Origin of the sequence: Akkermansia sp. RCC_12PD (genome assembly GCF_036417355.1) — a bacterium.
Classification (GTDB): Bacteria; Verrucomicrobiota; Verrucomicrobiia; order Verrucomicrobiales; family Akkermansiaceae; genus Akkermansia.
Map to the genome: position 1 here is coordinate 863057 of NZ_CP143889.1, position 12173 is coordinate 875229.

Below are 12173 nucleotides of genomic sequence, written 5' to 3' on the forward strand. Positions count from 1 at the left end.
ATAAATCTTGATTTCCCTCATCCACCCTTTACCATACAACCAATTCCTGCAACCGCGAATCTTATGAGCAAAACACGTTCCTTCCTCCAGGCCGGAGCCATTCTGGGCGGCACCGTCATCGTGACGGCCGCCGTCGCACCGCTGTTCCTGCCCAATCAGAACACGAAAGATTTGACGTCCGCCGAGGCGGCGGAAATTACCGCACATACCATGGATACCAAGTGTGCGGACTGTCACAAGCCCGGGACCGAGGTTCCTGGACTGGTGAATACCCTTTCCGGCGGCCTTCTCGCCCGCCACATGAGGGACGGCCAACGCAGCTACAACATGGAGGAACCGCCCTCCGCCGTCACCCTCTCCAAACTGGAGCATGTGCTCCAGACCGGCTCCATGCCCCCCACCTCCTACACCATGGTTCACTGGGGCAGCACGCTCACCCCCCTGGAAAAAGCGGCCATGCAGAAATGGATCAGGGACGAGCGCCTGAAGATCTTCGGCGACATGGTGGGCGCGGAATACGCCATTTCCCCCATCGCGCCCATTCCGGACAAGTTGCCCGCGGACCCGGCCAAGGTGGAACTGGGCTACAAGCTGTTTCATGACGTGCGGCTCTCCACGGACAACACCGTTTCCTGCGCGACCTGCCATTCCCTGGAAAAGGGCGGCACGGATAACCTGGCCACTTCCACAGGCGTACGCGGCCAGAAGGGCGGCATCAACGCTCCCACAGTCTTTAACGCCGCCTTCCACACCAAGCAGTTCTGGGACGGCCGCGCCGCCAACCTCCAGGAACAGGCCGGCGGCCCTCCCCTGAATCCCGTGGAAATGGGATACGAACATCCGGACGACTGGAACAAGATCGCCGCCAAGCTGAATGCGGACACCGCCTTTGCTGCGGAGTTCAAGAAGGTTTACCCCCAGGGCTTCACTGGGGAAACCATCACCAACGCCATTGCAGAGTATGAAAAAACTCTCATTACGCCGAACAGCCCATTCGACCGTTATTTGAAGGGTGATGAAAACGCCATCAGCGAGAACGCCAAGAAGGGCTACCGCCTGTTCCTCAAGCTCGGCTGCCAGACGTGTCATACCGGCCCCGCCATGGGCGGCCAGTCCTTTGAATACGCCGATCTCAAGGGTGACTTCTTCAGCGGACGCGCCAAGACCAACGACGACAACGGCCTGATGAACTTTACCAAGAAGGAAACGGACAAGCACAGATTCCGCGTTCCCACCCTCCGCAACGTGGAGCTCACCTGGCCCTACATGCACGATGCTTCCGCGCAGACGCTGGAAGAAGCCATCACCAAAATGTACCACTACCAGCTTGGCTACGACAAACTGGACAAAAACGAAGTGCGGCTACTGGTAGCCTTTCTGAAAACCCTGACGGGCGAATACCAGGGCAAGCCCGTACAGGGTGAGGTCTGTCCTGCTCCATAAGGCTCCCTTTCTCCTTTTCAGCCGCGCCATGAACATTCATGGCGCGGCTTTTTTGTTTTCCCGCTCCGCGGAAAAGAGACACGAGAGTCGCCCGCCGGGGTTTCCCATTCAAAAAGGGAAAGGTTCTTAATTCTCCCTTTAATCAGATGTCGTCAAACTTAGAAGCAACTAATCCATAAAATTCTAATAATGAACCAATAAAAAAATCTACAGTAAAACAGGCGCATAATATTATTGACTTATTGTTTGATAAGACTAACTTTCTCTTCGGATTTGATTCAATACCATATCATGCCACTCTCCATGCTCAATATCGGCGATATTCGCCACGTCAACAAGATTCACGGCAAGGACGACACCAGGCACTTTCTGGAAAGCCTGGGGTTCGTAGCCGGTACTACGGTCTCCGTCGTCTCCGAATGCGACGGGAACCTGATCGTCAACATCAAGGAATCCAGGATAGCGCTCAGCAAGTTGCTTGCCAGCAAGATTTTCGTCTCCTGAATTCACATTCATTCACCACACATCATCTATGACAACGCAACGTACATTACGGGATGCAGCCATCGGGGATACGGTCACCGTCAGCAAGCTGTCAGGGGCAGGCCCCATCAAAAGACGCATCATGGATATGGGAGTAACCAAAGGCACGCAACTCTTTATCCGCAAAGTGGCGCCTCTGGGAGACCCCATTGAAGTCACCGTCCGAGGCTACGAACTTTCCATCCGCAAATCGGAAGCCGAAAACATCCACATCAGCTAATACCCTTCTTCCGCCGCACGTTTCCTGACCTGACAGCAAGACGTCGGATATTCCCATCTCAAGATACAAGGAAACATCCATGACCAACATAACTATCGCTCTTGCCGGCAACCCCAATTGCGGCAAAACCACGCTTTTCAACGCGCTGACAGGCGCCAGCCAATACGTGGGCAATTGGCCCGGCGTGACGGTCGAACGCAAAGCCGGAAAACTCAATGAATACCCGGAAATTGAAGTTCAGGACCTTCCAGGCATTTATTCCCTTTCCCCATACACTCTGGAAGAAGTCATCAGCCGCGACTACCTGGTTCGGGACGAACCGTCCGTCATCATCGACCTGGTGGACGCAACAAACCTGGAACGCAACCTTTACCTGACTACCCAGCTACAGGAACTGGGACGCCCCATCATCGTCGCCCTCAACATGGCGGATCTGATGGCCAAGCGGGGCATCACCATTGACAAAACCAAGCTGGCCAAAGCGCTTCACTGCCCGGTGGTGGAGATCAGCGCCCTCAAGGGGACTGGACTTAAGGAACTGGTGGAGCTGGCCGTCAAAACAGCCGGGAATCCGGAGGCAAAACCAGCGTCCCGCGTTCATTTTGACGACACTGTGGAAAAAGCCCTTTCCCGGATTGCGGAGTACCTTTCCTGCGATCCGGACTTGAAACGCTGGTACGCCATCAAGCTTTTTGAGCGGGACCCGAAGGTCGTGGAACATCTCCATCTGGACGGGCAGACTTCCCAGGCCATTGAACAAATCATCCTTTCCGTGGAAGAAGAAATGGATGACGACAGCGAAAGCATCATCACCAGCGAGCGGTATGCCGCCATCGCCGGCATTGTCAAGGAAAGCCAGACCAAGAAGCACATGGGGCTTTCCATCAGCGACAAGATAGACAGAATCGTCACCCACCGCATTCTGGCCCTTCCCATTTTCTTCCTGGTTATGTGGGCCGTGTATTACCTTTCCATCAACACGGTGGGCGACTGGGGCACGGGCTGGGCCAACGACACTTTCTTCGGGGAAATCGTCGGTCCCTGGATGGACGGCTTCATCGGTACAGCTCCGGCGGGAATTGGCCTGGTGGCCTTCATCGCCGTCATTCTCTCCATGATCGTGCTGTTCCCGCTTCTCCTGCGCCGCCTGCACGACCTGAATCTCAAGGGGGCATGGATGTATCTGACCATCGTTCCCTTCATTCTGGCGTTTATCGTCATGCCCAACTTTGAGGAGGAAGAGGCTTCCGAAGGAAACACCGTACCCATGGAGGCTCCGGCTGCCATTTCCGCCAATGTCCAGGGCACGACGGCGGAAGAAGGGAAAGCCGCCAGCGCTGCCACTGTCGTTGCCGCAGCCGGCACTCCCGCCGAAGAAGCGGCGGAACCGGAGGAAGCAGAAGAAAAAAGTGATGAAGGAGCCGTCATCGGAACTCTTTCATCCGTCATGGAATTTTACGACTCCTGCGTGGAAGGCCTGACCTCCGCTTTGGGCGGCGTTCTCCTGTTCCTCTACAAGCCCCTGATGTGGGTGCTGGCGTCGGCCAATGCCGCCCTCCTGGCTCTCTGCCTGTTCAAGCCCGGCACCAGGAACAAAAATGAATTCGGCCCCGTTCCGGACAAATCCCCCTTCTCCCGCAAAAATCTGACCCATATTTTCTCTCTCAAAGGGCGCACGAGCGTCGCAACCTTCTGGGTGCAGTACATCGTCCTTTCCCTAGTCTGCTTCGGCATAGCGATGCTCGGAACGCTCGCGCTGAACTGTGACCACAAGCTGGTGGACTTCGTCCAGAACGCCATTGTCAACGGCGTGGGCGCCGTGCTTGGCTTCCTGCCTCAAATGGCGGTGCTTTTCCTCTGCATGGCCATTCTTGAAGACTGCGGGTACATGGCGCGCGTGGCGTTCGTCATGGACCGGATTTTCCGCAAATTCGGCCTTTCCGGGAAGTCATTTATCCCCATGCTCGTTTCCATGGGCTGCGGCGTGCCCGGCATCATGGCAACCCGCACGATTGAAAACGAGAAGGACCGCCGCATGACGATCATCCTGACAACCAACATGCCCTGCGGAGCCAAAATCCCGATCATTGCCGTTCTGGCCTTCGCCTTCTTCCCGGAAGACACGGGCCTTGTCACTACCAGCGCTTACTTCATCGGCCTGGCTTCCATCATCGTCTCCGGCATTATCCTGAAAAAGAGTTCCCTCTTTGCCGGAGATCCCGCTCCCTTCGTGATGGAACTCCCCGCCTATCACACGCCGACGGTTTCCAATGTCAGCCTCCGGGCAATCGAACGATGCAAGGCGTTCGTTCAAAAGGCCGGTACGGTCATCTTTTTTGCCTGCGCCCTCATCTGGTTCCTTCAGAGCCATGACTGGAGCATGAACTATCTGGATGAAAACCATGCCGAAGCCGTTGCCCCCACAGAGGAAGACTCTGCCTCCCTACCCATTGAAAAGAGCATGCTGGCGGACATCGGCAGTGCGGTCTCCCCCGTGTTTGCCCCCCCTCGGGTGGGCGCAAGTGGGAAATGAGGCGCGCGACTGGAAGCCCACGGTAGCCACGATTACGGGGCTGATCGCCAAGGAAAACGTGGTAGCCACCATGAGCATGCTTTACAGCACGGGCTCTGAAGAAGAGGAGGAGGAAGCCCCCGCAGAGCCGGAATTCAGCCTCTTTACACAGGGCAATGCCCTTAGCGCCCTGACAATAACCGCCCTGGACGCATGGAACTCCCACCGTCCCCGGGAGGAAGCTCCGGCATCTGCCGCCGATGAACCGTCCGGCAGCGAACAAATTTCCGCTGCTGCTGAAGAAGAAGCGCTTGACGAAGAAGCACAGGAAGAAAAAGCCACCGCCGGCGTGCTCCGTGCCGCCAATGCACTGGGCGGCGACTCCGTCGTGGCATTCTCTTTCCTGCTCTTCAATCTGCTGTGCGCCCCATGCTTTGCGGCCATGGGCGCTATGCGCCGGGAAATGAACAGCGCCAAATGGACATGGTTCGCCATTCTCTGGCTCTGCGGCTGGGCCTATTACGTGGCCTTCCTGGTGTACCAGCTGGGCATCCTTGTCCGGGACGGCACGTTCGGCGCGGGACAGGTCGTCGCGCTGATCGGCCTGGCGGGAGGCATCTACCTGATCTTCCGCAAGGCCGCTCCCAAGAAATCAACCCATTAATTCCTATTCATCATGGCTACATATATCATTGGAACCCTGATTTTCCTGGCATTCTGCTACGCCATTTACCGCACTTTTTTCTCCAAGGGGAAATCCTGTTGCGGCAACTGCTCCGGCTGCTGCCAGCCAGGCCCCCCCTCCTCTGAAGGGGAAACCGGCAACAAGCATTCCTGCCATTGCGGCGGTCATCACAACCACCATTAACAGTCTATGAAATCAGGCGCATCCATAGGGATGTGCTTCTCCCGAAAGCCTCCGGAATACCTTCCGGGGGCTTTTGGATTTAAGGCAGGCCCCCGGTGCCAATTCTCCCGGAAGGATGAACAACATTCCCCTGCGGAACAATCCGCAGACAAGCGCCGCAGCCCGTTTCCGGCACTCTCACATCCAGCCGTGCTCGTAGGCCATCACAGCCACAACCACCATCGCAATGAACAGAAACACGAACCACATGATATTGTGGCGATGACGGTATTCCACTGCAACCAAGGGTTCCCATTCCTTTTCCACAAAGGAGAAATCGTCCCCGTTCGCGAAACGGTCGTACAGCGCTTCCAGCTCTTTTCCCGTAACCCCCTCCGGAGCGGCGAATACGGGCGGACAGCAGCTGTCCGTCTTGAACACGATTTCACAGTGGTAAATACCTTCCATTTCCTTGTAAGACTGGAGGCAGGCTCCATCACGGGCGCACACCACATGGCCTGTCGTCCCTTCCTGAAGGCGGCGCAGAGCGGTATCACGGTCGGTCACTTCGTTATTTGAAATTTCCCATTGCACCTTACTCATTCTGTCAGTTTAGAACGCTTTCCGTGCAAGTCAACATGGTTTTGAACGGACCGGGATGCCGGAAACGTCATTAATTGTCATAAATCCGGTCTTACGCAACGTGCTGATCAGAATGTTCTTCCTCGTGTTTAATTCATCTAACTTGTTGTTAGTCAAGTCAAAGAACTTTCAACATCCCGGTTCTGGTGCTAATCTAACCATCAGCGGTCATAACCAGCCGCGAATAATACGATGATGAACAAGTACACATTAATCATAACGGGAGCCGGCTGCCTGCTGGCAGCCGCCTGCCAGGCTGCTGCCGTCCGTACGGAACCCGTACGGAGCATATCGGCCACAGCCTCCGCACAAGCCAGGCCCTCCGCTGCCCCGGCCGACCAGCAGGGCAAGAAGATTCAGGAGCACAGACGTTTCAAGCGTCTTTCGCTTCCTTTGAGATAATATGACAAATAAGCAACGCCGCACCCCCTACCTGATTGAGAATGCGACGTTGCCAGGTCATGCAGACCTCTTCAGTGCCGATGCATGCAGGAATCCGCATTCCACATGCAGGACGGCAAGGAAGATGGAAACGTTATCGTGGTTTCACAGGCGTGCGGACATGGCAGCCTAGAAGGTAATTACACACTGAACGGAAAATATATTGGCGGAATTGACGTCATCCCGCCCGGAGGGATTCTTCACGTACTGGTAGGAGGGCTGGATCAGGCAGTACGGTGTGATGGAAAAGCTGTAAGTGCATTCCAGAATCATTTCCCGGTCGTGCCCCGGACGCGTTTCCGCAAGCGTATCGGAATCCGGCTTGCTTACGGAAAAACCGATTCCGAAGAAGTTGCCGTCCGCCTCTTTCATGCCGGTCATGACTTCAAGAGGCTTCTTGAACACTACCCCGGCGGAAGCCTGGGCTTCCGCCCCGCAGATGTTGCCTGATTCCGCACTGCTCCACCCGGCTCGGGCAAACAGGGCGAACGGGCTGCTGCCCAGGTCCTGTTCCAGGTTGAACGCCACGCCACCGTGATTCTTGCCATTCGCGTGGAACATGAAGGGCTGCAAACGATAAGTGCCGGTGCCGATGCCGAAGGCCTTTTCATGCGTCCAGCCGATTTCACCAAGCAGGTTGAAGGATTTCCCCGTCGTGTTGTGGAAGGGGTTACGCCGCGGCTCATTGTCCATCATGTTGCCGCCTATCTGGACAAACCAGTTGTCATTGAACTGGTACTGGCCCACAAAACCGAAGTTGGAGTCGCCCAGCGGAAGCACCTGGTTGTTGACGAAGGGAGCCCCGCCGAACTGGCCAAACGTGGTATTGGCATATGTATTGGCGTCAAAGTAGTTGGTCTGGTTGATCATGCCGCCCATGATGACGAGCTGGCCGTCCAGAAAACCCTGGGAAATGAGCAATTCCGGAAGATAGAAATACCCGTCTTCAAAAACGTCGCAATTGGCGGGGCCGCTCGCTCCCCAGGAATCGTCCAGGGTGGTGCGGTGGGTATGCCTGTTGAGAGCCACGGAACCGGAAAGCTCGCTCTTGATCCAGGTGCCCTGGTGGCGGCCGGACTTGAACAATTGCAGCCCGGCCTGGGCGTGCAGCTTGTACCAGCTCTGGCTGGAACCGGAAGTCTCGTCATTCGGCGCAGCGTGATGGCCTCTGGTATACAGAAACGCCTGTTCCAGCAGAAACTGGAACCTGGCTTTCTCATAAGCTCCCTTGTGCAGATCCGTGAGGGCGCGGGTAAGCGCATCGTTCGGAATGGGCGTGCTTTCGTCGCCGTACTCATCCCCGAACAGATCGATGTCGTCCAGAATGGCCCCTTTGCCTTCAGCCTCCTCCACAGCCGGAGCAGCGGCGGGAGTGGCTACGGATGCCGTACCGGCCATGCACAAGCCGGAGCAGGCAAACAGGGCGGGTATCATGTAGCTTTTCTTCATAGTAATGCTGTATTTTGAGTCTTCCTCGTCATTGGCGGATGTTCAACCCTGCGCGGAACCGGATGAACCTTCCTGTTCCCGGCCTGCGGAGGACTGTGTTTCCACGACTTTGCCGCATGCGCCCATGCAGGATACACAATCCCCGCAGAGCAGGCGGTACCTGGGACGCCGGACCAGAAGGCCGGCAAGCTTCCAGTACCGGCAGGCCCGGTGAAAGAAACGGTGATATCCTGTATGGGTCAAGTTCATGCAACGGACGGAAGTTAGTTTGATCTAACTTTTAAGTCAACTCTTTTTCTCAAAATACTCTTTCCCGGAACGGATAAAATTCTGCGCAAGTAACTACAAAATATGTTAACTATAAATTGATTGAAGATTTCCTGGAGGGAAATTTCTCTTCTTCAAAAAAATTAGCCTCAACTAATAAAATTGAATTCACGGCAAGCTTATACGGCGGAATTCCCGCTTCCTCTCCCTCTCCGGCAATCAAATAGCATCAATTGCAAATCATGATGGACAATGCTATCAGCAAAAAAACTGGTTCTTTACTGGCAAGTTCCGCCCTATTCCCCCTTGGAGTGCACATCGATATGTATAGCACGGAAGCTGCCTCTCTGCCAGGCAAGACGTTTGTCGACCGGAGGAAAGATGAACGTCACATGCAAAGCAAATTTTTTGCATATGGACCACTACAGAGCAAAAAACCATATCGTCAATCTTTCAGTTCACACAACGGCTTAACGATACAGAGAACCCCGACAGAATAGAATTTTATGTCTTGAATGACTTACCATGTTTTAATTGTTTTTGTAAATCCGGTGAAGACAAACTCCTGAGTCAGCAACTATTCTTTCTCCATGGCATAAACTTTTCCGGGAATATGACAGGAGGCAGGAAAAAATGACCTTCTATCAGAAATCTTTTCTAACAAATAGCTCATAGTTTTGTCCAGAGGAGAAATATCTTGATCATAAAAACTATATACTTCTTTTTATATGAAAAATTCACCATGATTTTATAAGCAAACAAAAATTTTCAAATAAACTTTATTGACACTGGATCTGAATAATACTACCGGGGAAATGATCATGGAGGACAGCCCTCCTCTCATTTCATCATCAATTCCAACACCTTAATACCTTATGAACACTCCAGCTGCTACTCCTGGCAGCAAGTCTTCTTTCGTTCCTGTTTACCGCAGATGGTACTTTGGCTCTACGGCACCTGCTCGCTCTTCCTGGGGGTGGACGACTGGGGAAGCCTGGAGGTGAAGGACTCCGGCGGCAAGGTGGTGGCGCAGGTGGACTTGAAGGAAAACTCGCAGGAAGCGGGAGACCAGGGCGGCCATAAATACCACACGGGTACCGGCGGGGCGCAGCTGCCCTCCGGCTCCTGCAGCAGGGAAGTCAACCAGACTAACATCGACTACAAGCCCTCAAGCGCCAATGTCTCCATCTGCAACTACAGCATCGACGTGGTTCCGACGGAGCCGGGAGGCAAGAAAGAGCCCGAACCGTGTTCCTGTGAAGGAGACACGTGTGATAACAGCGGTGGAACGCCGCCTTCCCCGTCGCTGGCCCGCTCGGGCTCTGCGGCGGCGGGTGTGAAAAGCGGCACGGTGGTGGAATGCGGCTACGACGATCAGGGACGCCTCTACATGAAGAAAGTAACCGTCAACGGAACGGTCGCCAGCCATGAACGCTACCTGTACCGCGGCTACCTGCAACTAGCGGCTCTGGACATGCTGGACAGCCGGAACGTGATTCGCACGTTGCTGTGGGATCCCCTGGAACCGGTGGCCACCCGCCCGTTGGCCCTGGTGCAGAATAATGCCCTCTACTGCTATGGAACGGACTTTAACAAGAACGTGACGGAGGTGTTCAACGCGCAGGGAACGGTCGTGGCAGCTTACGACTACTCTCCCTAGGGGATAGTTGACAGCACAGGCAACCTCCTCCAGCCGGTGCAGTGGAGCAGTGAGATGAACGATAAGGAGTTGGAGCTGGCTATTATAACTATCGCTATTACAATCCCGCAGACGGCAGGTGGATTAATAGAGATCCATCGCTGAAGAAGGGGGGGATGGAATCTTTATGGGGCCGTCAATAATGGAATGGTATTATATATTGGTTATCTAGGAAAAGAAACTAACGAATTTGGCTAAGCAATGACTATCCCTGCAGGTTTCATGTCCATTCTTATTATTATTGAGGGAAGTATATTAATAGAAAAATTGTGTGCATTGAAGCAAAATTCCGAACGGATGTTGATACAGGTGCAGGTGCGGGATTTAAAATTAAACAAAAATGGCTGCCTGTCTGCCTGATATTGAATATTTTTTACGAGCTATGGTTGCCGGATTAAGTAGTGAAAAAACACTTAAAATCGACAATTGTAATGGCAGTACTTCACCATTCTATCGGGAAGAATTTTTAGGGTTGTCTCATAGAATTGATGCTGGCATTACATTATCATCTTATATAAAATCATCTTATTCTATTGATCTTAAGAAAAGTTCAAAGTTAACTTTGAATGCAGAACCAATTCTTTAACTTTAGATGCATACGGTTATGTTAAGATTATAGCTACTTTGAAAATTCCGTTTGTTATAGATCAAACTGAAGAAATTACTAACAAATTTTTAAATTAAAATATAAAATTATGCTCCAAATAATGAATTCAATATTAAAATTAATCGAAATTATCTACTTTAATCTTGTCCCGCTTCAGTTGTTTGATTTGTCTTCATCTGGTCATTGAATAAGGGAGCATTATAAGCGTTTCACATTCCAATCTCATCATCTGATGAAGGATCATTGACATAACCAGACTATTCTATATAGTTCCGGAATTAATTAATAATATTTTCTTGTATTTTTAGAAATTAATCATCTGTATTATGAATTATCCCGAATCTCCTTTAACTGTATATGAATATCTCGAATCAGGGTGTGGATGTATTTTTGTAATCTTATTCTTAAGAATCCTTGTTTGGATCAAAAAAAATACTCTTAATTTTTCATTTAATAAATTCCTTTTTCCAATTATCAAAATTACAATTTATTTATTTCTGATCTCAGGAATAATTGGAGTTTTATCAACAATTTATCATGGCATAAATATATTATGGAAAAATTTTTCGAATGGACTTTTAATATCATATATAGCATTGATTTTTGCTTATCTTATTATAGCTGTTGAGTGTTTTAGAATAATAAATGTATTGAAGAAAATAGAAAAAAGAAGAATTTGATTTCATATTGAAATAATAATGAGATGAAAATATAAACGGAATTATGCAGAATAATCTTGTGGGAATACTGCATGATTGCTGAATATTGAAATTCAGTCATCAATCCGCAGGAAAGGCAGATAGGGTGAGAGAAGACCAACGTAAATAGTTCCTATTTGGATAAACACTCCTCTCAGTACTTCCGGACATGGTCCGTGAGCAACTGGAATCTGGAAATTTCCTCCAGAGACATGATGTGTTCAATGCCGCAGGCCACTTCATCCGCACGCGGTTCTTTCATATGCAACACCGTCATCAGAAATTCCTTGACTATGGTATGGCAGGAGATTACGCGGTCGGCTTCATGGCGGCCGGATTTGGTCAAAACAATGGGAGAATACTGTGTATATTCCACCAGTCCACGTTCCTTCAACTGCTTCATGGCCAGAGAGACGGACGGCTTTTTCACGTTCAGGGCCTCCGCAATCTCCCCAACGGTGGCGCATCCTTTTTCCAGTTCAATGTTGCGCACGGCTTCAATATAGTCTTCCAAGCTGTTGCTCAATTCGGGAAATCCATTTTTTTTATTCATCATCACAGAACTATTAGATTCAACTAACACAACAATATATTAAGTGTCAATGAAGTCAATTACTTCCTGAATAAATATTAGTAATGGCAAACTTTTTTCTTGCGAGCTCTGTTAGCTTGAACTAACTTTTGTCCATGGTCAGCCCAATTCCGGAAAAGAACCAGAGGCGGAAAGATTCCGACGGATTTCTCAACAGGACCGGCGGTTTCTTCTCCCGGCTTTTTTCCTCTTCCCACCCCCGCTGCTGCCGGG

11 protein-coding genes and 2 pseudogenes are annotated in these 12173 nt (G+C 51.6%); 8 read left to right on the forward strand and 5 right to left on the reverse strand.

Annotated elements, in window-relative coordinates:
- The first annotated feature begins 63 nt into the window (after positions 1 to 63).
- From V3C20_RS03535 to V3C20_RS03560, 6 genes and pseudogenes are all read left to right on the forward strand, one after another.
- The gene (locus tag V3C20_RS03535) at positions 64 to 1443 is read left to right on the forward strand and encodes a cytochrome c peroxidase (protein WP_130083630.1); all 1380 of its coding nucleotides are present in this window, start codon (positions 64 to 66) and stop codon (positions 1441 to 1443) included.
- 291 nt (positions 1444 to 1734) lie between these two features.
- Entirely contained in the window at positions 1735 to 1947 is a 213-nt protein-coding gene (locus V3C20_RS03540) for a FeoA family protein (protein ID WP_192907202.1), read from the forward strand.
- A 28-nt stretch (positions 1948 to 1975) separates the two neighbouring features.
- A complete protein-coding gene (locus V3C20_RS03545) occupies positions 1976 to 2206 on the forward strand; it encodes a FeoA family protein (protein ID WP_130083631.1) in 231 nt (76 codons plus the stop codon).
- 79 nt (positions 2207 to 2285) lie between these two features.
- Positions 2286 to 3050: pseudogene (locus V3C20_RS13425) on the forward strand (FeoB small GTPase domain-containing protein); the annotation flags it as partial.
- A 954-nt stretch (positions 3051 to 4004) separates the two neighbouring features.
- Positions 4005 to 5382 (forward strand): annotated as a pseudogene (locus V3C20_RS13430) (ferrous iron transporter B); the annotation flags it as partial.
- 12 nt (positions 5383 to 5394) lie between these two features.
- Positions 5395 to 5586 (forward strand): FeoB-associated Cys-rich membrane protein, encoded by a 192-nt coding sequence (locus tag V3C20_RS03560; protein WP_130083632.1) that lies wholly within the window; start codon positions 5395 to 5397, stop codon positions 5584 to 5586.
- 177 nt (positions 5587 to 5763) lie between these two features.
- Here the strand turns inward: V3C20_RS03560 and V3C20_RS03565 are convergent, their stop codons facing one another.
- From V3C20_RS03565 to V3C20_RS03580, 4 genes are all read right to left on the reverse strand, one after another.
- Positions 5764 to 6168 carry a hypothetical protein gene (locus V3C20_RS03565; RefSeq protein WP_149873344.1) on the reverse strand — a complete coding sequence of 135 codons (405 nt, stop codon included), beginning with the start codon at positions 6166 to 6168 and terminating at the stop codon, positions 5764 to 5766.
- A gap of 249 nt (positions 6169 to 6417) precedes the next feature.
- Entirely contained in the window at positions 6418 to 6573 is a 156-nt protein-coding gene (locus tag V3C20_RS03570) for a hypothetical protein (protein WP_153813915.1), read from the reverse strand.
- Positions 6574 to 6777: 204 nt separating this feature from the next.
- Positions 6778 to 8097: a carbohydrate porin gene (locus V3C20_RS03575; protein ID WP_130083634.1), complete on the reverse strand. Its 1320-nt coding sequence runs from the start codon at positions 8095 to 8097 to the stop codon at positions 6778 to 6780.
- A 42-nt stretch (positions 8098 to 8139) separates the two neighbouring features.
- Positions 8140 to 8346: a hypothetical protein gene (locus V3C20_RS03580; protein WP_130083635.1), complete on the reverse strand. Its 207-nt coding sequence runs from the start codon at positions 8344 to 8346 to the stop codon at positions 8140 to 8142.
- 952 nt (positions 8347 to 9298) lie between these two features.
- Here V3C20_RS03580 and V3C20_RS03585 point away from each other — a divergent pair.
- A complete protein-coding gene (locus tag V3C20_RS03585) occupies positions 9299 to 10024 on the forward strand; it encodes a hypothetical protein (RefSeq protein ID WP_192907203.1) in 726 nt (241 codons plus the stop codon).
- Positions 10025 to 10403: 379 nt separating this feature from the next.
- Positions 10404 to 10649, forward strand: a complete 246-nt coding sequence (locus tag V3C20_RS03590) for a hypothetical protein (protein ID WP_130083636.1) — start codon at positions 10404 to 10406, stop codon at positions 10647 to 10649.
- Between the two features lie 873 nt (positions 10650 to 11522).
- Here the strand turns inward: V3C20_RS03590 and V3C20_RS03595 are convergent.
- Positions 11523 to 11924, reverse strand: a complete 402-nt coding sequence (locus V3C20_RS03595) for a metal-dependent transcriptional regulator (RefSeq protein WP_130083637.1) — start codon at positions 11922 to 11924, stop codon at positions 11523 to 11525.
- Between the last annotated feature and the right edge of the window lie 249 nt (positions 11925 to 12173).